The organism is Acidovorax sp. FW305-C-20-28 (assembly GCF_058783375.1).
The window spans coordinates 14,671-39,442 of sequence record NZ_JBYSYM010000009.1 but is presented as its reverse complement, the minus strand read 5'-3'; the positions used below and the strand labels follow the sequence as shown (position 1 = coordinate 39,442).

Sequence of the window (24,772 nt, the reverse complement as noted above, 5' to 3'; positions counted from 1 at the left end):
GCCCGTTGGCCGGTGCGGGTATTGCCATTGGCGAGAACGCCTCCACCTAGAATTTGTCCAGGCCTGTACCGTGCAGGCACAAGGAGAGACACAGATGAATGACCAAGTCACCACCCTGAACCCGTCGGCGGGCTATGGCATTTCGCAGGAAGAGCGCCACAAGGTGCTGCGCAATACCTATTGGCTGCTCGCTCTGAGCATGATTCCCACCGTGCTGGGCGCCTGGATCGGCGTCGCCACGGGCATCACGCAGTCGCTGCGCGGCGGCGTGGGTCTGATCGTGTTCCTGGGCGGCGCGTTCGCCTTCATGTACGCGATCGAAAAGACCAAGCACTCGGCCGCCGGTGTGCCCGTGCTGCTGGCCTTCACCTTCTTCATGGGCCTGATGCTCTCGCGCCTGATCGGCATGGTGCTGGGCTTCAAGAACGGCACCGAACTGGTGATGACGGCCTTCGCCGGCACGGCAGGCGTGTTCTTCGTGATGGCCAGCCTGGCGAGCGTGATCAAGCGCGACCTCTCGGGCATGGGCAAGTGGCTCATGGTGGGCGCCCTGGTGCTCATGGCTGGCGCCATCATCAACGTCTTCGTGGGCTCCACGGCCGGCATGATGGCCATCTCCATGGCGGCCATCGGCATCTTCAGCGCCTACATGCTGTACGACCTCAAGCAGATCCTGGACGGCGGTGAAACCAACTACATCAGCGCCACCCTGGCCCTGTACCTGGACATCTTCAACGTGTTCCAGAGCCTGCTGGCCCTCTTGGGCATCATGGGCGGCGAGCGCGACTGACATCGCCCCGCTCCCTGCACAAAGGCTCCTTCGGGAGCCTTTTTGTTGACCTCGCGCAGTGGTCACCCCTCAACCTGGGCGGGCTGCTGCCGATAATGGAAGTACATGCACCCTACCTCCTTCCTTGCCCCTCAGCCCCTCGTGCGCCTCCTGGCCGCCTCTGCAGTCCTGCTGGCACTGGCCGGGTGCGACAAGATCACTGCCAGCCTGGGGCTGAACGAGGCCCAGCAGAAGGACACCGAGGCCCGGGCCATCGGCGGCGCCTGCCGCCACGCGCTGCGCGGCGTGGAAGACTGCTACACCCTCAACCCCAAGGCCCCCAAGGCCGCGGTGTTCGACGGCTGGAAGGAGATGGACCAGTACATGCGCGACAACAAGATCGAGGGCACGCCCGCGGTGGTGGCCAGGCCGGCTGAGCCGCCGCCCAAGCGCGCGGCGCCGCGGGCGTCCGCCCCCGCCGAGCACTGAAACCGCAAAAAGAAGGGGGCCCGAGGCCCCCTTCTTTTTGCTGCAATGAACCCGGGCCTCAGTCCCGTTCGAACACCGCCATGCTCTCCACGTGCGCCGTGTGCGGGAACATGTTGACCATGCCCGCCGCCGTGCAGCGGTAGCCGCCCAGGTGCACCAACAGGCCCGCATCGCGCGCCAGCGTGGCGGGGTTGCAGCTCACGTAGACGATGCGCTTGGGCGGCGTCCAATGCTCGGCGCCGGCCGGCAGCGGCGCTGCGCCTTCGGCCCCGATGCGTGCCTGCTCGATGTCCGCCAGCGCCTTGGCCAGCGCAAAGGCGCCTTCGCGCGGCGGGTCCACCAGCCACTTCTCGGCCGAGCCGTCGGCGACCAGCATCTCGGGCGTCATGTCAAACAGGTTGCGCGCCACGAAATCGGTGGGCGCCAGCGCCTTGCCGCCCTCGGCCACCAGGCGCTGGTTGAGCCGGTAGTTCTCGCGCGAGCGCGCCACCAGGGTCTCGCTGCCCTCGATGCCCAGCACCTCGCGGCCCTGCGTGGCCAGGGGCAGCGTGAAGTTGCCCAGGCCGCAGAACCAGTCGATCACGCGCTCGGTCTTCTGCACATCCAAGAGGCGCAGCGCACGCGTGACCAGCACCCGGTTGATGTGCGGGTTCACCTGCGTGAAGTCGGTGGGCTTGAAGGGCATGGTGATGCCGAAGTCCGGCAGGCCATAGGACAGTTGCTCGCCGCCCTCTTCCATCAGCTTCACGGTGTCCGGGCCCTTGGGCTGCAGCCACCACTGCACCTGGTGCTCGGCCGCGAAGGCGCGCAGGCGGCCCATGTCGGCGGCGCTCAGCGGCTCCAGGTGGCGCAGCACCAGCGCGGTCACGCTGTCGCCGCAGGCCAGCTCGATCTGCGGGCAGGTGTCGCGTGCGTCCATGGAGGCGATCAGCGCCCGCATGGGCATCAGCATGGCATCCACGTGGGGCGGCAGTACCGGGCAGGTCTGCATGTCGGCCACGTAGCGGCTCTTGCGCTCGTGGAAGCCGACCAGCACCGTGCCCTTCTTGATCACATGGCGCACCGACAGGCGTGCGCGGTAGCGGTAGCCCCAGGCCGGCCCTTCGATGGGGCGCAGCACCGTCTGGGGCCTGACCTTGCCCAGGTGCCAGAGGTTGTCCTCCAGCACGCGCTGCTTGACGGCCACCTGGCCGCCCACGTGCAGGTGCTGCATCTTGCAGCCGCCGCAGGCACCGGCATGCAGGCCGAAATGCTGGCAGCCCGGGCGCACCCGCTGCGACGATTCGCGGTGGATCGCCGTCAGGCTGGCCTGCTCCCAGTTATTCTTCTTGCGGTGGGTGTTGGCGCTGACGTATTCGAAGGGCAGCGCGCCATCGATGAAGACCACCTTGCCATCGGGTTTGCGGGCCACACCCTGGGCTTCGAGGTCCAGGGACTGCACGGACAGCCAGCCTTCCGGCAGTTCTCCCGCTTCCTGTTGGGCGGGTTCATACGAGGGGGACAATTCTTTGGGTTCGCTCATCCCCCGATTGTCTCAGAGGCCGCGAACCTGCCCGCCGCCCCTTGCAGGCGGCAGGGGGAGGCCAGCGCAATCAGCCGCGGTCAGCACGCGGTGCGCGGCGGCCGCCGGGGCCGGTCATGCTGGCAGGAGCGAAACGGGGCAGCTCGTTGATGCGCAGGTCGCAGCCATGGTTGTCCAGCGTGAACACCAGGGTGCTGCCGGGCGCCACGCGGGGCAGGACCTCGTGGATCTGGTAGGACATGTCCACCGGTGGCTCGGGCGAGCGGTAGATGATTTCCTTGGCCGGGCTGTAGACCACGTAGCAGGCGGCAGAGGCAGACTGGCCAAAGCAGGCGGCCACCAGGGCGGCTGCAGCGTATTTGAATGCGGACATGGGAACTCCTCCTGCAACTTTCGGTATTGCGCCCATTATGGCGGCTGGGGGGCCGCTCGCCAATGCAAGCGTTGCGCGCGTGCCTACCGCAACACCAGGTGGTTGGTGTGCTTGACCTCTTCCATCACCGCATAGGTGCGCGTCTCGCGCACACCCGGCAGCTGCCACAGCACGTCGCCGGCGAACACGCGGTAGGCATTCATGTCGGCCGAGCGGGTCTTGAGCAGGTAGTCGAATCCCCCCGCCACCATATGGCACTCCATGATCTCCGGGTGCACCTGCACGGCGGCCTTGAACTGGTCGAACACATTGGGCGTGGTGCGGTCCAGCAGCACTTCCACGAAGACCAGCATGCCCGCCCCGAGCTTGAGCGGGTTCAGCCGCGCCTCGTAGCCCAGGATGAAGCCGTCGCGCGTGAGCCGCTGCACGCGCGCCAGCACGGCCGTGGGCGACAGGGCCACGGCTTCGGCCAGCTTGAGGTTGGCAATGCGCCCGTCTTCCTGCAGGATTGACAGAATTCTGCGGTCGATACGGTCCAGATCGGCTTCGTTGCCCATTAGTGCCAGTGAATAGTTCGTTGAATCTGGCAATTTTCGAACATTTATTCGCCAAAAGTCCAGAGATGATCCATTGCAGTGGGCCCGGCAACTGCCGGACCCGAATCCTTACCAGAGAGATCCCGCTGCCATGACCCCCACCACCGCCTTTACCGACTTCGCCCCGCGCACCCCGCTGGCCAGCCCGCTGCGCGCCGCCATCACCGCGGCCTGCCGCCGGCCCGAGTCCGAGGCCCTGGCGCCGCTGCTGGAGCAGGCCCGCGTGCCGCAGGACGTGGCCGCCGCCGCGCAGCAGCTGGCGCTGCGCATTGCCGGCGCGCTGCGCGAGCGCAAGGCGGGCACCGGGCGTGCGGGCCTGGTGCAGGGCCTGCTGCAGGAGTTCTCGCTCTCCTCGCAGGAGGGCGTGGCCCTGATGTGCCTGGCCGAGGCGCTGCTGCGCATTCCCGACAAGGCCACGCGCGATGCGCTGATCCGCGACAAGATCAGCAACGGCCAGTGGGAGCCGCACCTGGGCAAGAGCCCCTCGCTCTTCGTCAACGCCGCCACCTGGGGCCTGCTCATCACCGGCAAGCTGGTGGCCACGCACAGCGAGGGCAGCCTGGGCGCGTCGCTGGGCCGGCTCATCGGCCGGGGCGGCGAGCCGCTGATCCGCAAGGGCGTGGACATGGCCATGCGCATGATGGGCGAGCAGTTCGTGACCGGCGAGACCATTGCCGAGGCGCTTTCCAACGCCCGGCGCATGGAGGCCGAGGGCTTTCGCTACTCCTACGACATGCTGGGCGAGGCGGCCCTGACCACGGCCGACGCCGAGCGCTACTACGCCTCCTACGAGCAGGCCATCCACGCCATCGGCAAGGCATCGGCCGGGCGCGGCATCTACGAGGGGCCGGGCATCTCGATCAAGCTGTCGGCCCTGCACCCGCGCTACAGCCGCGCGCAGTTCGGCCGCGTGATGGACGAGCTCTACCCCCTGGTGCTGCGCCTGACCGAGCTGGCCAAGAGCTACGACATCGGCATCAACATCGACGCCGAGGAGGCCGACCGGCTGGAGATCTCGCTCGACCTGCTGGAGCGCCTGTGCCATGCCGAAAGCCTGGCCGGCTGGAACGGCATCGGCTTCGTGATCCAGGCCTACCAGAAGCGCTGCCCGTACGTGATCGACTTCGTGATCGACCTGGCCCGGCGCACGCGCCGCCGCCTCATGGTGCGCCTGGTCAAGGGCGCCTACTGGGACAGCGAGATCAAGCGCGCCCAGATCGATGGCCTCGCAGGCTACCCGGTCTACACGCGCAAGGTGCACACCGACATCTCCTATGTGGCCTGTGCACGCAAGCTGCTGGCCGCCCCCGAGGCCGTGTACCCGCAATTCGCCACGCACAACGCCGAGACCCTGGCCACCATCTACCAGTTGGCGGGCAGCAACTACTACGCGGGCCAGTACGAGTTCCAGTGCCTGCACGGCATGGGCGAGCCGCTGTACGAGCAGGTGGTGGGCGCTGTCACCGCCGGCAAGCTGGGCCGGCCCTGCCGCATCTACGCCCCCGTGGGCACGCACGAGACGCTGCTGGCCTACCTGGTGCGCCGCCTGCTGGAAAACGGCGCCAACACCTCCTTCGTGAACCGCATCGCCGACGAGACCATCCCCCTGGCCGAACTGGTGCGCAGCCCCGTGCAGGTGGTGGACGAGGCCGCCGCCCGCGAAGGCCGGGCCGGCCTGCCGCACCCGCGCATTGCGCTGCCAGAGGGTCTGTACGGCAGCGGCCGTGCCAATTCGCAGGGCCTGGACATTGCGAGCGACGCCGTGCTGGCCCAGCTGAGCGCCACGCTGCAGGCCAGTGCGCTGCACGAGTGGAAGGCCGGCCCCCTGCTGGCCGCCGATGCCCCCACAGGCCCCACGGCCCCGGTGCGCAACCCCGCCGACCTGCGCGATGTGGTCGGCCAGGTGCAGGAAGCCACGGCCGAGGACGTGGACCTGGCCCTGCAGAACGCGCAGCAGGCGGCCCCCGCCTGGGCCGCCATCGCCCCCGCCGAGCGTGCCGCCACCTTGCAGCGCACGGCCGACCTGCTCGAAGACCGCATGCAACCCCTGATGGGCCTGTTGATGCGGGAAGCCGGCAAGAGCGCCAGCAACGCCATCGCCGAGGTGCGCGAGGCCGTGGACTTTCTGCGCTACTACGCAGCCCAGGTCGAGACCACCTTCGACAACGCCACGCACATCCCGCTGGGCCCCGTGGCCTGCATCAGCCCCTGGAACTTTCCGCTGGCCATCTTCATGGGCCAGGTGGCAGCGGCCCTGGCCGCAGGCAACCCGGTGCTGGCCAAGCCGGCCGAGCAGACGCCGCTGGTCGCCGCCGAAGCCGTGCGCCTGCTCTGGCGCGCGGGTGTGCCACGCGGCGCGGTGCAGCTGCTGCCCGGCCAGGGCGAGACCGTGGGCGCACGCCTGATCGGCGATGCGCGCGTCATGGGCGTCATGTTCACCGGTTCCACCGAAGTCGCGCGCATCCTGCAAAAGACCATCGCCGGCCGGCTCGACGCGGCCGGCCGCCCCATCCCGCTGATTGCCGAGACCGGGGGGCAGAACGCCATGATCGTGGACTCCTCGGCCCTGGTGGAGCAGGTGGTCACCGACGCCGTGTCTTCGGCCTTCGACAGCGCGGGCCAGCGCTGCTCGGCACTGCGCGTGCTGTGCGTGCAGGCGGATGCCGCCGACCGCGTGGTCGAGATGCTCCAGGGTGCCATGGGCGAGCTGCGCATGGGCAACCCCGGCGCCCTCGCGGTGGACGTGGGCCCGGTGATCGACGCCGAGGCCCAGGCCGGCATCACAAAGCACATCGAGGCCCTCAAGCAGCGCGGCCACCGCGTGTTCCAGCACTGCCGCAGCGAAGCCGCCCAGGTTGCAGAGGGCACCTTCGTGCCGCCCACGCTGATCGAGCTCAAGCACATCGGGGAACTGCAGCGCGAGGTCTTCGGCCCGGTGCTGCACCTGGTGCGCTATGCGCGCAAGGACCTGGACCAGTTGCTCGACCAGATCAACGCCACCGGCTACGGCCTGACCCAGGGCGTGCACACCCGCATCGACGAGACCATCGCCCGCGTGGTGGACCGCGCGCATGCCGGCAACGTCTACGTCAACCGCAACATGGTGGGTGCCGTGGTGGGCGTGCAGCCCTTCGGCGGCGAAGGCCTGTCAGGCACGGGCCCCAAGGCCGGCGGCCCGCTGTACCTGCTGCGCCTGCTGGCCGAGCGCCCGGCCAACGCACTGGCCCAGACCTTTGCGACGGCCGACCGCGCCGCCCCGCCCGACATGGCCGCGCGCGAGGGACTGCTGGCACCGCTGCGGGCGCTGGAGCGCTGGGCGCAGATGGAGAACAAGGCCGCGCTGGCCACCACCTGCCGCCGCTTTGCCAGCGAAAGCCAGAGCGGCACCGCCCGCACCCTGCCCGGCCCAACGGGCGAGCGCAATGTCTACAGCCTGCAGCCGCGCGCCACGGTGCTGTGCATCGCCAGCACCGAAGACGACCTGCTGACCCAACTGGCCGCCGTGCTGGCCAGCGGCGGCAAGGCCGTGTGGAGCGACGCCCACACTGCCCTGCGCACCACCCTGCCCGCCGAGGTGCAGGCGCGCATCGCGACCACCGCCAATGCGCTCACGGATGGCGGCGTCGAACTGGCTGCCGTGCTGCACCACGGCAGCAGCGAGGCGCTGCGCAGCACCTGCGAACAGCTGGCGCGCCGCGCCGGCCCCATCGTCGCCGTCACCGCGGTGCACCCGGGCAGCACCGATGTGCCACTGGAGCGCCTGGTGATCGAGCGCGCGCTGAGCGTGAACACGGCGGCGGCCGGCGGCAATGCCAGCCTGATGACCATCGGCTGACCCCGCGGCACCGGCTCATTCGATGGAGATGTTGCGCTCCTTGATGAGCCGGGCCCAGCGCTCGCTCTCGCTGGCGATGAAGCGGGCGAAGTCCTCGCGCGTGCCGCCGCCGAACTCGTTGTTCTGCGACTGGATGACGTCCTTGACCTCGGGCCGCTCGATCGCCTTGGCAAAGGCTTCGTGCAGCCGGGCCACGATGGCCGGCGGCGTGCCCTTGGGCGCCACGTAGCCCATCCAGTTGGACACGGTCACCTGCGGGTAGCCGAGCTCCGCGAAGGTGGGCGTGTCTGGCAGGGTCGACAGGCGCCTGGCCGAGGTCACGGCGATGGGCCGGATCTTGCCGGCCTTGATGGACTGCAGCGCTGCCCCCGTCTGCTCGAACATCAGGTCCACCTGGCCGGCCAGCAGCGCCGTGGCGGCGGGGCCGCCGCCCTTGAACGGAATGCCCGTCATCTCGATGCCTGCGGTGCTTTCGAACAGCTCCGCGGAAAGATGGTGCGCGCCCCCGGGCCCCGCGTTGGCAATGTTCAGCGCATTGGGGGATTTCTTGGCTGCCGCGACGATGTCGGCCACGGTCTTGTACGGCTTGCTGGCGGGAGTCGACAAGACCAGCGGGCTCTTCTCCAGCAGGATGATGGGCACCAGGCTGTCGGGCGCGAAGTTCAGCTTGGGGTAGATCCAGGGGTTCACGGCCAGGGGCCCGAAGCTGCCCATGCCGATGGTGTAGCCGTCCGGCGCGGCGCGGGCCACCATTTCCGTGCCGATGTTGCCGCTGGCGCCCGGCTTGTTGTCCACGATCACCGGCTGGCCCAGGATGGCCGAGAGTTGCTGCGCCACCAGGCGCGTCTTGACGTCCGTGTTTCCGCCTGCGGCGAAGGGCACGATGATCGTGATGGCCTTGGCCGGGTAGGGCGCAGCCCCTTGCTGCGCAAGGGCCAGGCCTGGTGCCGTACAAGCCATCAGCGCGGCGGCAATCGCCGTCCTTCGGGTCCATCGGGGGTGCATGAGGTGCATGTTCTGTTCTCCATCCATAGGTGAGGTGTGCGGTCCGGCGGACCCCAAAGTGCACTTCGGGTTCGCGCTTAATTGCATTTTACGGTTGTAATGTGCAAAAATAGAACCTATGGAAAACACCGATACCTGCCTTTCGAGGCCCTTCGAAGTCGATGGCGAGGTGCTGCGCGCCGTGGATCTGCCTGCGCTGTTCGGCCCACGCCTCATGCGCTTGCCTGTGGTGCTGCGCCTGCTGCTGGAGAACGCCGTGCGCAACATGCGGGGGGCGGAGCGAGAGGCCGCCGTCAACGCCCTGCTGGCCTGGCTGGACACGGGCAGCAGCACGGCGGAAATCGCCTTCCAGCCGGGCCGCGTGCTCATGCACGACACGACCAGCACCCCGGCCCTGGTGGACATTGCCGGCATGCGCGATGCGCTCGCCGAGGCCGGCGTCGACCCGGCGGTGCTGAACCCAGGCTTGCCGGTCGATGTCTCGGTGGACCACTCGCTGGCCGTGGAGATCCACGCCCGCCGCGATGCCCTGGCGCGCAACCTGGAGCACGAAATCCGCCGGAACGGCGAGCGCTACCGCTTCCTGCGCTGGGCGGCCGCGGTGCTCGACGGCGTGCGCATCCACCCGCCGGGCACGGGCATCATGCACACCATCAACCTGGAGCAGCTGGCGACCGTGGTCACCACCGAAGTGCGCGACGGCCTGCGCTGGGCCGTGCCCGACATGATGATCGGCACCGACAGCCACACCCCCATGGTCAACGGCATCGGCGTGCTGGGCTGGGGCGTGGGCGGGCTGGAGGCGCAGACGGTGATGTTCGGCATGCCGACCATGCTGCGCATCCCCGACGTCATCGGCGTGAAGCTGACAGGAACCCTCGCGCCTGGCGTGCAGGCCACCGACCTCGCACTGGCCGTGACGCAGCGCCTGCGCGCGATCGGTGTCTCGGGAGAATTCGTGGAGTTCTACGGCCCCGGCGTGTCCACCTTGACCGCCGGCCAGCGCAGCGTGGTGGCCAACATGGCGCCCGAGTACGGCGCCACGACCGGCTTCTTCCCGGTGGACGGCCAGACCACCGACTACCTGCTCAGCACGGGCCGCAGCGCGGCACACGTGCGGCGGGCCGAGGCCTACCTGCGCTTCGCGGGGCTGTGGTTCGACCCCGAGGCCGAGCCCAGTTTCACACGCAGCATCGCGGTGGACCTGGCCACGGTGGGCATGCACATCGCCGGCCCCCAGCGGCCCCAGGACCTGCTCGATCATGGCGATGCGGCGCGCGTGCTGCGCGCCATCGGCTTCACCCCCCGCGCGGATGCTGGGCCCGGTGCCGGGCTGCCGCGCCATGCGATTGCCATCGCGGCCATCACCAGCTGCACCAACACCTCGGACCCGGCCCTGCTGGTCGCCGCCGGCCTGGTGGCGCGCAAGGCGCGCGCGCTGGGCATGCAGGTGCCCCACTGGGTCAAGACCTCGCTCGGCCCCGGCTCGCCGGCCGCGGCCTCGTACCTCGAACGCGCGGGCCTGCTGGAAGACCTGTCGGCCGTGGGCTTCGACATCGTGGGCTACGGCTGCACCACCTGCATCGGCAACCCCGGGCCCCTGCCCGCCACCATCCGCAGCGAGCTGGCCCAGGGCCGCATACGCCCGGTGGCGGCCATCTCGGGCAACCGCAACTTCCCCGGGCGCGTGCACCCCGACCTGGACCTGGGCTTTCTCATGTCGCCGGCGCTGGTCATCGCCTTCGCCCTGGCGGGCGATGCCGAGCGCAACCTGCGCGAGGAACCCATTCAGACGCTGGCCGACGGGCGCCCGGTGTTCCTGCGCGACCTCTGGCCCCGCCACGAAGAGATCGCCGAACTCACCGCGCATGCGGTGCAGGCGCCCGACTTTGCGCGCGACTTCCGCCTCGCCAGCCAGTCACCGCTGTGGCACCGGCTGGACGCGCCGGCCACGCCGCGCTTTCCCTGGGACCCGGCGTCCACCGCGCTGCGGCGCCCGCCGTTCGCCGCACTGGACGAAGGCAGCCAGCTGGGCCGCTACACGGCCTACCCGCTGCTGGTGGTCGGCGACGACATCACCACCGACCACATCTCGCCCGCCAGCGCGATTCCGCCCGACAGCCTGGTGGCCGACTTCCTGGTGGCGCGTGGCGACGACCGCGACGACCTGAACGTCTTCGCCTCGCGGCGCGGCAACTGGGAGGTGATGCTGCGCGCGGCCTTCCACAGCAAGACGCTGGTGAACCGGCTCGCGCCCGGCGCGCCCGTGGCCCATACCCTGCACGCCCCCAGCGGACAGGTGCTACCGATCTGGGAGGCCGCAGCCCGCTACCGCGAGGAAGGCCATGCGGTGGTGCTGGTGGCGGGTGAGCGCTACGGCACGGGCTCCTCGCGCGACTGGGCCGCCAAGGGCCAGCGCCTGCTGGGCATCCGCGCCGTGCTGGCCATGGGCTTCGAGCGCATCCACCGCTCCAACCTGGTGGGCATGGGCATTCTGCCGCTGCGCTTTGCGCCAGGCGTCGGCCCCGACAGGCTGGACCTGCAGCCGGGCGACCGCATCGTGGTGGATGCTCGGGCAGAGGATCTTCGCCCGCGCTGCCCGGTGCGCGTGGAGATTCTGCGGGCCAACGGCACGCGCGAATCCCTGGTGACCACCGCCGGGGTGGAAACCCAGCTCGAGGTGGAACTGCTCAGGAACGGCGGCGTGATCCCGCTGATCCTGCGCCAGACCGTGGCCGCCCATGCGAACGCACCGGTCACGGCATAGGCCCAAGGCCGCCGGGCGTGGAAAATCGGTCCCCATGAAGACCGAATCCACCATCGCGGCCCAGATCATCGCGCTGGCCCAATCCGAACAGTGGGCGCTGGGCACGCACCTCAAGGCCCAGGGCCTGGCCGATCGCCTGCGCGTGTCGCGCTCGCCCATCAATGATGCGCTGCAGCTGCTGGCCGAGAAAGGCGTGCTGTCGCGCGAGCGCAACCGCGGTTACTTTCTCTCGGCCCTGCCCGCAGACCTGTCGAGCGAGACGCTGGAGGAGATCGGCGTGTCCGAGACCGATGCCGTGGGCACGGCCTATTTCCGCATCGCCGAGGACCGGCTGCGCGGCCAGTTGCCGGACAGCATCACCGAGACGGCCCTGCGCGCGCGCTACCAGCTCACGCTGGGGCAGTTCACCGCCGTGCTGGGCCGCATCGCCCAGGAGGGCTGGGCCGAGCGCAAGCCCGGCTATGGGTGGGAGTTCACCTCCATGCTGACCACACCCGACAGCCTGCTGCAGTCCTACCGGTTGCGCCTGGCGCTGGAGCCCGCCGCGCTGCTGGAGCCGGGCTACCGGCTCGACCCCCAGGTGCTAGCGCGCTGCCGCGCCGCCGAGATGCACCTGCTGCAGGGCGGCATCGCCACCGACACAGCCGACCAGTTGCACGACCGGGGGGTGCGCTTCCACGAGTCGCTGGTGGAAGCCTCGGGCAATGCCTTCTTCATCGACACCATCCGCCGCGTCAACCGCGTGCGCCGCCTGCTCTCGTACCGCTCGATGCAGGACCGCAGCCGCTACCAGCAGCACTGCGAGCAGCACCTGCACATCCTGCAGCTGCTGGAGCACGAGCGCAACCAGGAAGCGTCCGATGCCATGCGCGAACACCTGTCCAGCACCCTGCGCAACCTGGCGCAGATCAGCGACCTCCTGCAGGCCCGCCCCGCCCCTGCTCAACCCCCTTCCCAAACACCATGAACCCTGCTGCAGCCTCTTCCGGCATCGTCCGCGCCTTCGCGCCCACCGGCGTGCTGCGCGCCTCCATCAACCTGGGCAACCCCATCCTCGCGCGCCGCGACAGCGATGGCCAGGCCGCAGGCGTGTCGGTCGATCTCGCACGCGAACTGGCGCGGCAATTGGGAACGGGCATCGAGCTGGTCGTGGTCGACGCGGCGGGCAAGTCCGTGGACGTGGTTACCGAGGAGCGGGCCGATGTGGGCTTCTTCGCCGTGGACCCGGTGCGCGGCGCCGGCATCGCCTTCACCGCCCCGTATGTGCTGATCGAAGGGGCCTACCTGGTGCGTGGTGATTCGCCCCTGCAGAGCAACGAAGAGGTGGACCAGGCCGGCCATACGGTGGCCGTGGGCCAGGGCAGCGCCTACGACCTGTACCTCACGCGGGAGCTGAAGAACGCGCAGATCGTGCGCGCCCCGACCTCCCCCGCCGTGGTCGACACCTTCATCGCCCAGCGCCTGGCCGTGGCGGCCGGCGTCAAACAGCAGCTGCAGGCCGATGCACAGCGCATCGGCGGGTTGCGCCTGCTGCCCGGCCGGTTCATGGTGATCCAGCAGGCCATGGGGTTGCCCAAGGGACGCGATGGCGCCGCCGTGCAGTACCTGCGCGATTTCGTCGAGGCCATGAAGACCGGCGGCTTCGTCGCCCAGGCCCTGGCGCGGCACGGGATCGAAGGCGCCAGCGTCGCCCCGGCCGCGTAGGCGGCCCTTGGCGCCCGCGCCCTGCTACTTGCGGCCGGCCGGCTTGGCCGCGCCGAAGCCCAGCTTCTCCATGGCCTCGTGCGTCTCCAGCAGCATGGCGGCCACCTCGGCCACCGTCACGCGCAGGCCGGTGGCGCGCTCGCGCATGTGCTCGTAGGCCTGGGCCTCGGTCATGCGCTGGTAGTCCACCAGCACGCGGATGGCCTTTTCGATCTGGCGCCGCGACTTGATGGTGGATTCGAGCTTCTCGATCTTGCCCTGCTGGCGCTGCTGGAAACCCTGGGACGCACGCGCCAGCACCAGCGTGCTGAGGATGCCCGAGGAGCGGAACGGCTTGGTGATGACCCCGTGCGCCCGCGTATCCAGCAGCAGCTTGAGCGTGGTGGGGCTTTCGTAGTCCGACAGGGCCACGAAGGCTGCGTCCACCGCGCTGGCGTTCCAGGCGCTGCTGCCTTCCAGGTCTTGCGAGACCTGGAAGAAGATCACGTCCACCCCCGTGGGCGGCTCGGCAGGAAACGGCCACACCACCTTGAGGCGGCAGCCGATGCGCTGCAACTGCTGCACCACCACGTCGCGGTCCTCCCCCGGCGGGTAGACCACGGTGACGCTGATGCTGCGCAGGTCTTCGTAAAGACGGCGAAGGCTGGAACTCATCGACTTACCTCAGCCAAAACTCTGAGAAACCAAAAGTAGACAGGTACGGATCGGGCCGCACCGGCTCCGAGGCCTCCCAGGCGATGTCGAACTGCCCGTCGGCCCGGCAGATGCCGATGCGCGGCGTCAGGGTGCAGTGGTTGTTCTCGGCGTCCACCGTGACGCGGCCTTCGGGCGAGTCGAAGGACACGGCGCGCGCCGCCTCCACCAGCTTGCGCCGGTCCATGCTGCCGGCGCGCTGCAGGGCCCGGGCGAACAGGTGCACCTGGGTGTAGGCCATCTCGGACCAGGTGCTGGTCGGCCGGTCGCCGAAACGCTCACGCCACAGCGCCGTGAAGCGCTGGTTGCTCTCGTTCTGCACCGAGCCGAAGTAGGTGGCCGAGGTGATGTGCCCCTCGCACAGTGCCGGGCCGATCAGGCGGATCTCCTCCTCGGCCATGGACAGGCTGGCGATCGGCATCTTCTTCGGGTCCAGCCCGAAATCCCGGTACAGCTGGTAGAACAGCCGGGCCGACTGGCCCACCAGCGTGGAGAACACCACGTCGGGCTGCTGGGCGCGGATGTCGGCGAGCACCTCCTTGAGTTCGGCGCTGCCCGCCTCGATGGGCAGGTAGACCTCGTCCAGGATCTCGCCGCCGTGCTGCTCCACCATGTCGCGCATGATGCGGTTGGACTCGCGCGGGTAGATGTAGTCGGCCCCCACCAGGTAAAAGCGCGTGCCGCGGTTCTGCATCAGGTAGGCGGCCAGCTGCACGCTGTTCTGGTTGGGCACGGCGCCCGTGTAGATCACGTTGGGCGAGTACTCGAAGCCCTCGTAAAACGAGCAGTACCACAGCAGGGCATTGTTGCGCTCCACCACCGGCAGCACCGCCTTGCGGCTCGACGAGCGCGAGCAGCCGAAGACCACGGTGACCTCGTCCTCCAGCAACAGGCGCGTGGCCAGCTTGCGGTACTCGGCGATGTCGCCCTTGGGGTCGTAGACCACGGGGACCAGCGGCCGGTCGAGCACGCCGCCCAGCTGGTTGATCTCCTCGATGGCCAGGGCCGTGCCGAAGAAGTGCTCCGACTCGGTGACACCCGTGGGGCCCGAGCGGGAGAACAGCACGCCCACGCGCCAGCCCTCGTCCTGGGCGGGCTGCGGCGGCAGGGAAAGGTCATCGGGCATGGCGCTCCTTCATTGGTCGAACAGGCTTTGCAGCTGGTGGGTGGTCCTGGCGCTCTGCAGCGCCAGCATGAGCAGGATGCGGGCCTTGTGCGGGCTCAGATTGTCGGCGAACACCGCGCCCGCTGCCTGCAGCGTGCGCCCCCCGCCCTCGAAGCCATAGGCCGGTTGCACGCGGCCATTGGGCACACGGGTGGAGATGGCCACGGCCACCCCGTGCGCAATCGCCTCCCGCACGGCGGCCAGCATATCGGCGTTCACATTGCCAAAACCCAGGGCCTGCACCACGATGCCGCGCGCGCCCAGCGCCACTGCAGCGCGCAACAGATCGCCGCTGGCCCCCGCGAACATGGGCACGATCTCCACGCGCGGCAGCTCCCCCGCTTGCAGTGGCAGGTGCATACGCCGCGCGGGCTGGCGCGAAAAGACCACCCGGTCCTCGTCGGCCACGCCCAACAGGCCGAAGTCGCCGGACTTGAAGGCCTCCACATCGGCCGTGTGGGTCTTGGTGGCCTCGCGTGCGGCGTGGATCTGGTTGTTCATCGCCACCAGCACGCCTTGGCGCCGCGCGCGCGGCTCCACGCAGATGCGCGCCGCATTGAGCAGGTTGCGCGGCCCGTCGAAATCGGGCACCGAGGCATTGCGCTGGGCCCCCACCAGCACCACCGGCTTGTCGCTGGCGAGGGTGAGGTCCAGGAACCAGGCGGTCTCCTCCAGCGTGTCGGTGCCGTGCGAGACGATGGCGCCAGTGATTTCGGGGCGTGCCAGCGCCTCGTCCACCGCCCGCTGCAGCTCCACCCAGCGCCCCGCATCCATGTGGTCCGAGGGGATGTTGAACAGCTCGCGCACCTCCAGCCGGGCCACGCGGGCCACGGCCGGCACGGCGACCAGCAGGTCCGCCCCCGAAAGGGCAGGCACGGCGCCGCCGCGATCGGGGTCGATCTTCATGGCGATAGTGCCGCCCGTGGCAATGAGCTGGCACAGCGGCAGGGGCGATGCCACCGGGGCCAGGTGGTCCATGGCAAACATCCGTCAGACCCTCAAATGGTTGAACACGGACTCGACCGCTCCCTCGGCCTTGGCCAGGCCCTCGTCCACCAGCTCGCCCTGCTTCAGGACCACATAGCGGTCCGCCACCTGCAGCGCGAAGGGCACGTTCTGCTCCACGATCAGCAGGCTGGTGCCATGCTGCGCGCGCTCGTGCAGCAGGGCCTGGGCCAGCCGGTCGATCACCGAGGGCTGCAGCCCCTCGGTGATCTCGTCGAGCAGGATCACCGAGGGGCGCACCATCAGCGCGCGCGCCAGCAGCAGCATCTTCTGCTCGCCGCCCGAGAGCGTGCCCGCGTACTGCGCCAGGCGGCTCCTGAACACCGGGACCAGCGGCTCCACCGCGGCAAAGCGCTCCTCGAACAGCGACTCCTGCGCCAGGCCCAGGCGCAGGTTGTCGCGGATGCTCAGGTCGGCGAACAGCGGTTGCTCCTGCGAGGCGTAGGCGATGCCCTGGCGCGCGATGCGGTGCGGCGGCAGGCGCGTGATGTTCTCGCCGTTCAGGTGCACGGCGCCGGCCTTCTTGGCCAGGAAGCCCATCACCGTCTTGAGCAAGGTGCTCTTGCCCATGCCGTTCTTGCCCAGCAGGGCCACGGCCTCGCCCTTGCGCACCTGCAGCGACAGGTCGCGCAGCACCACGGAGGCACGGTAGCCGCTGGTCACGCCGTCGAGTGCCAGCGCGGGCGGAAAAGGGGTGGCGCTCATGCGGCCTCCTGGGGGGTGTGGGCACTGCCCGAGTAAATGGTCTTGACCAGGGGTGAGTTCACCACCTCCTGGAAGCTGCCCTGCATGGCGATGGCGCCCTGGTGCAGCACGACGATGCGGGTGGAGATCAACTCCACGAAGTCGAGGTCGTGCTCCACCAGCAGGCAGCACAGGCCATAGCGCTGCGCCAGCGATGACAGCACTTCGCCGATCTGCGTGCGCTCGGTCTTGGTCAGGCCGGCAGTGGGCTCGTCGAGCAGCACCACGCGCGGCTCCAGCGCCAGCACCATGGCCAGTTCCAGCGCCTGCTGCTCGCCGTGCGAGAGGTCGCGCGCCACGGTGGCCAGCTTGCCTTCCAGCGCCGTGGTGCGCACCACGTGCAGCGCGTAGGGCGGCAGGCGCAGCACAGGGTCCTGGCGCAGCAACGAGGGGCGCGACAGGCGCGTGCCGGCAATGCGCAGGCATTCGGCCACGGTCAGCGACTCGAAGATGTTGGCGTTCTGGAACTTGCGCCCCAGACCCAGGCGCACGCAGGCCTCGGGCGGCAGCTGGCCGATATCGCTGCCGCACAGCTCCACCACGCCGCCGCTGCGCTCGGCGCCATCGCTCATGCAGCGCATCAGCGTGGTCTTGCCGGCACCGTTGGGGCCGATCAGCCCGACCAGTTCGCCGGACCGCGCCTCGAAGTCGATGCCCTGCAGCACTTTCAGGGAGCCGAAGTGCTTGGTCACGCCCTGCATGCGGATGGCCGCCGCGCCAGGCGCACTGGCCTCGGCAGCGGGCGCCCGCTCCTGCAGCAGCGGCCTGCGCCCCGCGCCCTGCAGCAGGCCGAAGGGCTTGAGCAGCAGCGGGATCAGCCCCTCAGGAAACAGCACGATCACCACCACGAAGGCCGCGCCCAGGATCAGCTGCCAGGCAAAGGGCATGCTGCTGCTCAGGTAGGCCGTGGCCACGTTGATCAGCACCCCGCCTGCGAGCGGCCCCCACAGCGTGCCCCGCCCGCCCAGCGCGACCCAGATGATGAGCTCGGTGCCCAGCGCAAAGCCCGCGAGTTCGGGCGCCACCACGCCGCTGAAGCTGCCATAGCCGAAGCCCGCGACGGCGGCCATGGCGCCCATGGCAACCAGCAGCGCGATCTTCACCCGCGAGGTGTCGATGCCCAGGTAGGTGCAGCGCACCTCGTTGTCGCGCATGGCCACCAGCACGCGGCCCGCGTCGCTGCGCACCAGCACCCAGCCGATGGCACCGGCCACGGCCAGCATGCCGCCGGCCACCCAATACCAGGCCTCGATGGACCAGTCGAACGTGGGGTAGCCGGTGAGCCCCGAGCTCGACCCCGTGGCGCTGCCGCCCGACAGCAGCAACTGGGTGAGCACGATGGGCAGCACCAGCGAGATCACCGTGGCGAAGAACGGCGAGGCCCCGCGGTAGAACGACAGCCAGCCCACCAGGCCGGCCACGGCCGCACTGGCCAGCAGCGTGGCGCCCAGCGCCAACGTGACCGTGAACGCACTGAACCCGCCATGCGTGAACACCAGCCCGGCCGCATAGGCGCCGATGCCGAAGAAGGCCGACTGGCCGAAGCTCAGGTAGCCCGTGTAGCCCCAGAGGATGTCCACCGTGATCGCCGCGATGGCGAAGAAGAAGGCCTTGATCAGGATGTTGAGCAGGTAGGTGTCGAACATCCACGGGCCGGCGATGAGCAGCACCGCACCGATGGCGACCAGCACCACGAAGCGGTAGGTGGCGCCGGGCGGCGCCGCGGCCGCGGACTGCGGCGCAGAAGCATGGTTCATGAGGGTGGTATCAGCCACGGGCAAACCCCTTGGGACGGATGCGCAGCGTGACGGCTGCAAGAACGGCGATGGTGAGCCCGCCCAGGACGGGGCTGGCATAGGTGCTGACCAGCACCTGGGCCGCGCCGAACACGGCGCAGGTCAGCAGCAGGCTGGCCATGGAATGGCCCGAGACCATGACCAGCATGAAGGCGCTGACCAGCCAGGGCAGGCCCATGTTGGGGTCCACACTGGACAGCGGCGTGATCATGGCGCCAGCCAGCGTGCCCAGGCCCGCGCCCAGGCTGAAGGTGATGAAGCGCACCCGGCCCGAGTGGATGCCCAGGCTGCTGGCCAGGTCCTCGTTCATGATGACGGCGCGCGTGCGCACGCCAAAGCGCGTGCCGCTGAGCAGGCCGGTGAGCGCCAGGCACAGGGCGATGGCCACCGGCACCAGCACCAGGCGGTAGGCCGAGTAGTCCACGCCCGCCACGCGCCAGGTGCCCGACAGCGGTGCGCCGACGAACTGCACCTCGCGGCCAAAGGCCATCACGATGAGCTGGCCGATCACGATGCCCAGGCCCCAGGTGGCCAGGATGGCGTCGAGCGGCCGCTTGTACAGCGGGCGCACGATGAGCGCCTCCACCAGCATGCCCACGGCCACGCCGACCACGATGGCCAGCGGCCAGGCCAGCCAGGGATCGAGCTGCAGCCGCGTGACCACATAGCTCGCGTAGCCGCCCAAAGTGAGCAGCGCGCCGTGCGCGAAATTCACGATCTTCATGACCCCGAAGACCATCATCAAACCCGCCGTGACGACGAACAGCATCGCCGCGGTGGTGAGCAGATCCAGCAATAGAACCATGGTGTGCTCCTAGTCGAAGGGGTGGGTGCAGCCGAAGCGGGTGCGGGGGGTTGTTCTTGTCATCGGTGGTCTCCAGGATTCTTGTGAGGGGCGAGAGAGCGCAAAGCGCAATGCACAGGCCGTGCCTGCGGCGTGCGCTGGGGTAGCCGTAGCGGTGGTGGTGGCGGGAGGGATCCCACTCGGAACATTTTTCAGACTCCAGAAAGCAAAAAGCCCCTGACCGCGCGGTGCGCGCATGTCAGGGGCTTTCATAGCCGGTATGTGGTCAGCAATGCTGCTGAAGGACTGCCGTGGCTGTGCCAGTGCAGTCGAATCGATTATGACAGCCGGTCACACCAGCGTCAACCAAGCGCGGGGCGGCCTGCCCCGCAATTTCCTCCTGTCAGTGCGTCCAGCGCCTGCGCGCCGGACAGGTGCTTCAAAGGCCCGGGCACTGCGCGCCCGGGTCCACGCTGGCAAAGGTCTCCAGGATGCGGATGCTGCCGTCCGAGCGCACCTGCCCCAGGCGCATGGGCAACGGCGTGTGCCGCCCCTTGTCCATGCGCAGGGTGCCGCGCGGGCCGGTCACCGTGACCTCGCCCAGCGCCTTGAGGACTTTGGCCGCATCGGTGCTGCCCGCTGCTTCCACCGCGGCCTTGTACTGGAAGAAGGCCTCGTACTGCGGCACCGACAGTTCGTTCGGTGCCTTGAGATCGGCGCCGAAGCGCACCAGCATGCGCATGCGGAAGGCCCGGTTGTGTGCGGTGTCGATGGACGGGAAGTACGACGCCGCCATCAGCATGCCCGTGGCCGTGCTGCCCATCTCGCGCGCCGTGCCCTCGTCGATGGACAGGTTGCCCAGCGGCAGGCGCACGTCGGCCGCCCTGAGCTGCCGGGCCAGCGACACATTGGGCGCACCACCGGCCGTGGCGCTGACCAGCGCATCGGGGTGGGCCGCGCGGACCTTGGCGATCACTGCGGTCCAGTCACTGCCGTCGATGGGCAGGTACTCCTCGCCCACGACCTTGCCGCCCGCCTTCTGGATGGTCTGGCGCGCAAACTCCAGCATGCCGCGGCCGAACGCGTAGTCGCTGCCGATGAGGAAGTAGCTGCGCGCATTGCGCTGCCGCGCCAGGTACTCGACCACGGGCGCCACCTGCTGCTCGGGCACCCAGGCGTTGACGTACATGAAGGGGTTGCACGAACGCCCCTCGTAGAACGAGGTGTAGATGTAAGGCAGTTGGGCGCGCGCGACGATGGGCAGAACCGCATTGCGCGCGGCACTGGTCTGCATGGCGATCAGGGCATGCACGCGCTTGTGGGACACCAGCGCCTCGACCGCCTTGCGAGCCCCTTCCGCACCCGAACCGTCGTCCATGACCTCCAGTTGCACCAGGTGGCCCAGGATGCCACCCGCGGCATTGATCTCCTCGACCGCCAGTTGCGAGGACTGCACTACGGCCGGTGCCACCACGCTGTTGGCGCCCGACAGGCCCACGGCCACGCCGATGCGGATGGGCTCGCCCGCGCGCGGCTGCGCAGGTGCGGCACCGGCGGCGGCCCACAGCAGCCAGGCGAGAAGGTGGATCGGCCTTGCCATCGCGCGGCTCATCGTGCGGCCACCAGGGGCAAGGGCCATGGTGCAACCGCCCGGGGCGCAGTGGCTACGGCCAAGTCCCTGGGCAATCCGATGCCGGCATTGGCATCCAGGCGGAAGGTGGACACCAGTGCCAGCAGGCGGCGCGACTGCTCCTGCAGGCTGCCGGCTGCGGCCGCGCCCTCCTCCACCAGCGCGGCGTTCTGTTGCGTGGCATCGTCCAGCTCGGCAATGGCCTGGTTGATGCCCTGGATGCGCCCGCTTTGCGCGGTGGAGGCGATGGCCACCTCGCCGATGAGGCCCGACACCTGCCCCACGCTGGCCACGATATCGGCCATGGTGGTGCCCGCGCCCTGCACCAGGCGCGCACCGGCCGTGACATGGGCCAGGCTGTCGGCGATCAGGCCCTTGATCTCGGCGGCCGCCACGGCGCTGCGCTGTGCCAATGCACGCACCTCCCCCGCCACCACGGCAAAGCCGCGCCCCGCATTGCCGGCGCGGGCCGCCTCCACGGCCGCATTGAGCGCCAGGATATTGGTCTGAAACGCGATGCCGTCGATCACGCCGATGATGTCGGCGATGCGCCGCGACGAGCGGTCGATCTCGCCCATGGTGGCCACCACCTGCTCCATGGCCGTGCCGCCGCGCCGGGCCACCGCCGCTGCGCTGCCCGCCAGACCGTTGGCCTGCCCGGCCGCCTCGGCGCTGCCGTGCAGCCGGCCGGCGAGTTGGTCCAGCGCATGCGCGGCCTCCTGCAGGCGCGCCGCTGCGTGCTCGGTGCGCTGGCTCAGGTCCAGGTTGCCGGCAGCCACCTCGCCGCTGGCGGCGTCGATGCTCACCGCCGCATCGCGGATGTCGGCCACCAGGCCGCGCAGGCGCCGCTGCATGGTGGCCATGGCGTCCAGCAGCCGGCCCACCTCTCCCTGGCCGGCGGGGGTGATGGCGTTGTCCAGCGCGCCTTCGGCAATGCGCTCTGCGATGCGCACCGCGCGCTCCACCGGCCGCTGGATGCCACGCGCAATGCGCCAGGCCACCAGCACGCCCAGGGCCACTGCGGCCAGCGCCAGCAAGGCGCCGATGGCCGTGGCGCGCTGGATCTGCGCGCCGACCTCCGTGGCCAGCGCGGCGTTGCGCTCGGCCTGCAGGGCGATGAGCGCATTGATCCCGGCCCGCCACTGCGCCTCCACGGGCCGCAACTCCGCCAGCGTGGCCGTGGCGTCGATGTTGGCGCCTGCCAGCCCGTGCCGGGCCGCCTGCTGCACCAGGGCCATGCCGCGCGCGCCCCGCAGGGCGGTGTCGGCCGCCATGCGGCGCTCGTCGGCACGGGCCTCGGCCAGCGCGGCGGCAAGCGCCTTCTCGGTGCGCACATAGTCGCTGCGCGCCTTCTCCAGCACGGCCACTTCGGCCTTGAGCTCCGCCATGTCCGACAGCAGCACGATGGAGCGCACCTGCACGGCCATGAGGTTGATGTTGTCCAGCAGCTCGCGCGCCAGGGTGGCGCGCTGGTTGTTGACCTCCACGATCTGGCGCACCTGCTGGCCGACACGCTGCGAGGACCAGGCGTTCATGGCGGCCACGGCCACGATCAGCGCCAGCAGGCAGCCGAACCCGAGCGCCAGGCGGCCTGCAATGGAATGGGTGAAACGGTGCAAGGGCATGCAAGGCTCCTCGGACAGGACGGTGGGCATGGCTGCGCCAGCGGGCGGCGCGGTGCGCCCGCCTGGGCAGGGGATGGGAGGGGGAGAAATCCGGCACCGCAGGCGCCGGAGGGGAACGAGGCGCTTACTTCAGGTCAGGGCACTGCACGCCAGGGTCCACGCCCTTGAAGGTCTGCAGGATCTTGATGGCGCCCCCGGCCTGGATCTGGCCCAGGCGCATGGCCAGCGGGGCGTGGCGGCTCTTGTCCATGCGCACCTCGCCGCGCGGGCCGGTGTAGGCAACTTCGGCCAGGGCCTTGATGATCTTGTCCTTGTCCACCGCACCCACCTTCTCGACGGCGGCCTTGTAGAGGTGGAAGGCCTCGTACTGCGGCTCGGACAGCTCGTTGGGCGTCTTCAGGTCGGCGCCGAACTTCTTGGTCATCGCCGCCATGAATTTCTGGTTCTCGGGCGTGTCGATGGTCGTCAGGTACGAGGCCGACATGTACATGCCGGTGGCCACATCGCCCATGTTTTTGGCCGTGGCCTCGTCGATGGCGAGGTTGCCGTAGGGCAGGTTCAGGCCCGAGCCTTGCAGCTGCTTGGCCAGCGAGACATTGGGCGCGCCGCCGGCCGTGGCGCTGATCAGCGCATCGGCCTTGGCTGCGCGGATCTTGCTGATCACCGAGGTCCAGTCGGAGCCGTCGATGGGCAGGTACTCTTCGCCCACCACCTTGCCGCCATTCTTCTCGATGTATTTCTTGGTGAAGTCCAGCATGCCGCGGCCAAAGGCGTAGTCGTTGCCCACCAGGAAGAAGTTGCGTGCCTTGAGGTTGGACCAGAAATAGTTGACGATGGGCGCCACCTGCTGCTCGGGCACCCAGGCGTTCACGTACATCCAGGGGTTGCACGAGCGGCCTTCGTAGAACGAGGTGTAGATGTAGGGCACCTTGCCGCGCGAAACGATGGGCAGGGCCGCGTTGCGCGCGGCGCTGGTCTCCATGGCGATGATGGCGTCGACCTTCTTCTGGAACACCAGGGTGTCGAAAGCCTTCTGCGCGCCCACGGCGCCCGAGGCGTCGTCCACGATCTCGAGCTCGACCTTGCGCCCGAGGATGCCGCCCGCGGCATTGATCTCCTCGACCGCCAGTTGCGAGGACTGCACCACGGCCGGTGCCACCACGCTGTTGGCGCCCGACAGGCCCACGGCCACGCCGATGCGGATGGGGTCTGCGGCCTGGGCCTGCAGGGCCAGCGCGGCGGCCAGGGCGATGGCGCCGTAGCGCACGAGGGAAGCGATGGTTTTCATCAGAAGGCTCCTTGGTTGAAGAGGGATAACAGAACGGAAAGGGACAGGGGGTAAGAAAATGGAATCAGTGCCGCGGCAGCGGCCAGCCGGTGCCCAGCATGGGGTCGTACAGGTCGTCGCGCCGGTCGCGCAGCACGTGGTTGAAGGCATTGAGCTGCCTCGCCCGGCGCGTGGCCGCCAGGTCGAGCTGTGCCAGCAGCACGGTGTCCGCGCCCTCCACGGCGGCGGGCCCGGCCAGCGGCCAGCCCTGGGCATCGACGATCAGGCTTTGCCCGATGAAGGGCTGGCCGCGCTCGGTGCCGGTGCGGTTGGCGCAGACGATGTTCAGGCCATTGCTGTGGGCGCTGGCCATGGCCAGGGTGGTGGCCATGGCCGGGCTGCCCGCAGGCTGGCCCGGCATGGGCACCCAGTTGGTAGGCATGGCCACCACGTCGGCGCCCTGCATGGCCAGCAGGCGGTAGACCTCGGGGAACCAGCCGTCGTAGCAGATCACCACGCCCAGGCGGCCCCAGGGGGTATGGAACAGGGGCAGGCCGTGGTTGCCGGGCTCGAAGAACAGGTGCTCGTCGCCCCACAGGTGCAGCTTGCGGTAGGTGCCCAGCCACCCGGTGGGACCGATGACCACGGCAGCGTTGTAGAGCCGGTCGCCGTCGCGCTCGGCCATGCCGGCCACGATATGGATGTTGCAGCGCTGCGCGACCTCGGCCCAGGCCGCTGCCGTGGGCCCGTGCGGCACGGCCTCGGCCAGGGCGAAGGCCTCGGCGCGGCTGTCGAACACGTAGCCGCTGTTGGCCAGCTCGGGCAGCACCACCAGGGCTGCGCCACTGGCGGCGGCACGCTCCACCAGGGCCACGGAGCGCGCCAGGTTCTCCTCCTTGCGGCCGATGCGCGGCTCCATCTGGATGCTGGCCACGGTGACCAGGCGCGCGGACGGTCCCGGCGCAAGGCGGTGTCCCGGGGCAGACGACAAAGATGACATTCA

Annotated in this window: 20 protein-coding genes; 6 read left to right on the top strand and 14 right to left on the bottom strand. The window is 69.5% G+C overall.

Annotation, left to right across the window (positions count from 1 at the left end):
• Positions 1-94 precede the first annotated feature (94 nt).
• Complete coding sequence (locus tag AC3WOH_RS12425; RefSeq protein ID WP_492229645.1) at positions 95-790, top strand: Bax inhibitor-1/YccA family protein; 696 nt, start codon at positions 95-97, stop codon at positions 788-790.
• Between the two features lie 105 nt (positions 791-895).
• Complete coding sequence (locus AC3WOH_RS12420) at positions 896-1,258, top strand: hypothetical protein (RefSeq protein ID WP_492229644.1); 363 nt, start codon at positions 896-898, stop codon at positions 1,256-1,258.
• Between the two features lie 58 nt (positions 1,259-1,316).
• Here AC3WOH_RS12420 and rlmD read toward each other — a convergent pair whose 3' ends face one another.
• From rlmD to AC3WOH_RS12405, 3 genes are all read right to left on the bottom strand, one after another.
• Complete coding sequence (gene rlmD, locus AC3WOH_RS12415) at positions 1,317-2,780, bottom strand: 23S rRNA (uracil(1939)-C(5))-methyltransferase RlmD (RefSeq protein ID WP_492229643.1); 1,464 nt, start codon at positions 2,778-2,780, stop codon at positions 1,317-1,319.
• Positions 2,781-2,850: 70 nt separating this feature from the next.
• On the bottom strand, positions 2,851-3,153 hold the full coding sequence (locus AC3WOH_RS12410) for a hypothetical protein (RefSeq protein ID WP_184861069.1): 303 nt from the start codon (positions 3,151-3,153) through the stop codon (positions 2,851-2,853).
• 83 nt (positions 3,154-3,236) lie between these two features.
• Positions 3,237-3,710 carry an Lrp/AsnC ligand binding domain-containing protein gene (locus AC3WOH_RS12405; protein WP_492229642.1) on the bottom strand — a complete coding sequence of 158 codons (474 nt, stop codon included), beginning with the start codon at positions 3,708-3,710 and terminating at the stop codon, positions 3,237-3,239.
• Between the two features lie 130 nt (positions 3,711-3,840).
• Here AC3WOH_RS12405 and putA point away from each other — a divergent pair, with 130 nt between their 5' ends.
• A complete protein-coding gene (putA, locus tag AC3WOH_RS12400) occupies positions 3,841-7,584 on the top strand; it encodes a trifunctional transcriptional regulator/proline dehydrogenase/L-glutamate gamma-semialdehyde dehydrogenase (protein ID WP_492229641.1) in 3,744 nt (1,247 codons plus the stop codon).
• 15 nt (positions 7,585-7,599) lie between these two features.
• On the opposite strand, the gene AC3WOH_RS12395 is transcribed toward putA, so the two are convergent.
• Positions 7,600-8,598, bottom strand: a complete 999-nt coding sequence (locus AC3WOH_RS12395; protein ID WP_492229640.1) for a Bug family tripartite tricarboxylate transporter substrate binding protein — start codon at positions 8,596-8,598, stop codon at positions 7,600-7,602.
• Between the two features lie 109 nt (positions 8,599-8,707).
• Between AC3WOH_RS12395 and acnA the strand changes: the two genes are divergently transcribed.
• From acnA to AC3WOH_RS12380, 3 genes are read left to right on the top strand one after another with little or no spacing between them, the layout of a single operon-like run.
• On the top strand, positions 8,708-11,356 hold the full coding sequence (gene acnA, locus AC3WOH_RS12390) for an aconitate hydratase AcnA (protein WP_492229639.1): 2,649 nt from the start codon (positions 8,708-8,710) through the stop codon (positions 11,354-11,356).
• Between the two features lie 34 nt (positions 11,357-11,390).
• The gene (locus AC3WOH_RS12385) at positions 11,391-12,323 is read left to right on the top strand and encodes a GntR family transcriptional regulator (protein WP_492229638.1); all 933 of its coding nucleotides are present in this window, start codon (positions 11,391-11,393) and stop codon (positions 12,321-12,323) included.
• Complete coding sequence (locus AC3WOH_RS12380; RefSeq protein WP_492229637.1) at positions 12,320-13,060, top strand: ABC transporter substrate-binding protein; 741 nt, start codon at positions 12,320-12,322, stop codon at positions 13,058-13,060. Before AC3WOH_RS12385 ends, AC3WOH_RS12380 begins: the two co-directional genes overlap by 4 nt.
• 24 nt (positions 13,061-13,084) lie before the next feature.
• Here AC3WOH_RS12380 and AC3WOH_RS12375 read toward each other — a convergent pair whose 3' ends face one another.
• The 10 genes from AC3WOH_RS12375 to AC3WOH_RS12330 all read right to left on the bottom strand — a co-directional run bounded on the left by AC3WOH_RS12375 (position 13,085) and on the right by AC3WOH_RS12330 (position 24,769).
• Positions 13,085-13,714, bottom strand: coding sequence for an ANTAR domain-containing response regulator (locus AC3WOH_RS12375; protein WP_492229636.1), 630 nt, complete (start codon positions 13,712-13,714; stop codon positions 13,085-13,087).
• A 4-nt stretch (positions 13,715-13,718) separates the two neighbouring features.
• The gene (locus AC3WOH_RS12370; RefSeq protein ID WP_492229635.1) at positions 13,719-14,879 is read right to left on the bottom strand and encodes a transporter substrate-binding domain-containing protein; all 1,161 of its coding nucleotides are present in this window, start codon (positions 14,877-14,879) and stop codon (positions 13,719-13,721) included.
• Positions 14,880-14,888: 9 nt separating this feature from the next.
• A complete protein-coding gene (locus tag AC3WOH_RS12365) occupies positions 14,889-15,896 on the bottom strand; it encodes an asparaginase (protein ID WP_492229634.1) in 1,008 nt (335 codons plus the stop codon).
• A 12-nt stretch (positions 15,897-15,908) separates the two neighbouring features.
• On the bottom strand, positions 15,909-16,628 hold the full coding sequence (locus tag AC3WOH_RS12360) for a branched-chain amino acid ABC transporter ATP-binding protein (protein WP_492229633.1): 720 nt from the start codon (positions 16,626-16,628) through the stop codon (positions 15,909-15,911).
• The gene (locus AC3WOH_RS12355) at positions 16,625-18,424 is read right to left on the bottom strand and encodes an ABC transporter permease subunit (RefSeq protein ID WP_492229777.1); all 1,800 of its coding nucleotides are present in this window, start codon (positions 18,422-18,424) and stop codon (positions 16,625-16,627) included. Before AC3WOH_RS12355 ends, AC3WOH_RS12360 begins: the two co-directional genes overlap by 4 nt.
• Before the next feature lie 10 nt (positions 18,425-18,434).
• Positions 18,435-19,268 (bottom strand): branched-chain amino acid ABC transporter permease, encoded by an 834-nt coding sequence (locus tag AC3WOH_RS12350; protein ID WP_492229632.1) that lies wholly within the window; start codon positions 19,266-19,268, stop codon positions 18,435-18,437.
• Positions 19,269-19,686: 418 nt separating this feature from the next.
• Positions 19,687-20,847 carry a substrate-binding protein gene (locus AC3WOH_RS12345; protein ID WP_492229631.1) on the bottom strand — a complete coding sequence of 387 codons (1,161 nt, stop codon included), beginning with the start codon at positions 20,845-20,847 and terminating at the stop codon, positions 19,687-19,689.
• 8 nt (positions 20,848-20,855) lie between these two features.
• Positions 20,856-22,502, bottom strand: coding sequence for a methyl-accepting chemotaxis protein (locus AC3WOH_RS12340; RefSeq protein WP_492229630.1), 1,647 nt, complete (start codon positions 22,500-22,502; stop codon positions 20,856-20,858).
• Positions 22,503-22,626: 124 nt separating this feature from the next.
• Positions 22,627-23,790 (bottom strand): substrate-binding protein, encoded by a 1,164-nt coding sequence (locus AC3WOH_RS12335; protein ID WP_492229629.1) that lies wholly within the window; start codon positions 23,788-23,790, stop codon positions 22,627-22,629.
• A gap of 64 nt (positions 23,791-23,854) precedes the next feature.
• Positions 23,855-24,769, bottom strand: a complete 915-nt coding sequence (locus tag AC3WOH_RS12330) for a nitrilase family protein (RefSeq protein WP_492229628.1) — start codon at positions 24,767-24,769, stop codon at positions 23,855-23,857.
• Positions 24,770-24,772 lie beyond the last annotated feature (3 nt).

Excerpts from the sequence above, each read along its gene's own strand:
- AC3WOH_RS12425 (WP_492229645.1), top strand. The coding sequence starts at position 95 with ATGAATGACCAAGTCACCACCCTGAACCCGTCGGCGGGCTATGGCATT.
- AC3WOH_RS12420 (WP_492229644.1), top strand. The coding sequence starts at position 896 with ATGCACCCTACCTCCTTCCTTGCCCCTCAGCCCCTCGTGCGCCTCCTG.
- rlmD (WP_492229643.1), bottom strand. The coding sequence starts at position 2,780 with ATGAGCGAACCCAAAGAATTGTCCCCCTCGTATGAACCCGCCCAACAG.
- AC3WOH_RS12410 (WP_184861069.1), bottom strand. The coding sequence starts at position 3,153 with ATGTCCGCATTCAAATACGCTGCAGCCGCCCTGGTGGCCGCCTGCTTT.
- AC3WOH_RS12405 (WP_492229642.1), bottom strand. The coding sequence starts at position 3,710 with ATGGGCAACGAAGCCGATCTGGACCGTATCGACCGCAGAATTCTGTCA.
- putA (WP_492229641.1), top strand. The coding sequence starts at position 3,841 with ATGACCCCCACCACCGCCTTTACCGACTTCGCCCCGCGCACCCCGCTG.
- AC3WOH_RS12395 (WP_492229640.1), bottom strand. The coding sequence starts at position 8,598 with ATGCACCTCATGCACCCCCGATGGACCCGAAGGACGGCGATTGCCGCC.
- acnA (WP_492229639.1), top strand. The coding sequence starts at position 8,708 with ATGGAAAACACCGATACCTGCCTTTCGAGGCCCTTCGAAGTCGATGGC.
- AC3WOH_RS12385 (WP_492229638.1), top strand. The coding sequence starts at position 11,391 with ATGAAGACCGAATCCACCATCGCGGCCCAGATCATCGCGCTGGCCCAA.
- AC3WOH_RS12380 (WP_492229637.1), top strand. The coding sequence starts at position 12,320 with ATGAACCCTGCTGCAGCCTCTTCCGGCATCGTCCGCGCCTTCGCGCCC.
- AC3WOH_RS12375 (WP_492229636.1), bottom strand. The coding sequence starts at position 13,714 with ATGAGTTCCAGCCTTCGCCGTCTTTACGAAGACCTGCGCAGCATCAGC.
- AC3WOH_RS12370 (WP_492229635.1), bottom strand. The coding sequence starts at position 14,879 with ATGCCCGATGACCTTTCCCTGCCGCCGCAGCCCGCCCAGGACGAGGGC.
- AC3WOH_RS12365 (WP_492229634.1), bottom strand. The coding sequence starts at position 15,896 with ATGGACCACCTGGCCCCGGTGGCATCGCCCCTGCCGCTGTGCCAGCTC.
- AC3WOH_RS12360 (WP_492229633.1), bottom strand. The coding sequence starts at position 16,628 with ATGAGCGCCACCCCTTTTCCGCCCGCGCTGGCACTCGACGGCGTGACC.
- AC3WOH_RS12355 (WP_492229777.1), bottom strand. The coding sequence starts at position 18,424 with ATGAACCATGCTTCTGCGCCGCAGTCCGCGGCCGCGGCGCCGCCCGGC.
- AC3WOH_RS12350 (WP_492229632.1), bottom strand. The coding sequence starts at position 19,268 with ATGGTTCTATTGCTGGATCTGCTCACCACCGCGGCGATGCTGTTCGTC.
- AC3WOH_RS12345 (WP_492229631.1), bottom strand. The coding sequence starts at position 20,847 with ATGGCAAGGCCGATCCACCTTCTCGCCTGGCTGCTGTGGGCCGCCGCC.
- AC3WOH_RS12340 (WP_492229630.1), bottom strand. The coding sequence starts at position 22,502 with ATGCCCTTGCACCGTTTCACCCATTCCATTGCAGGCCGCCTGGCGCTC.
- AC3WOH_RS12335 (WP_492229629.1), bottom strand. The coding sequence starts at position 23,790 with ATGAAAACCATCGCTTCCCTCGTGCGCTACGGCGCCATCGCCCTGGCC.
- AC3WOH_RS12330 (WP_492229628.1), bottom strand. The coding sequence starts at position 24,769 with ATGTCATCTTTGTCGTCTGCCCCGGGACACCGCCTTGCGCCGGGACCG.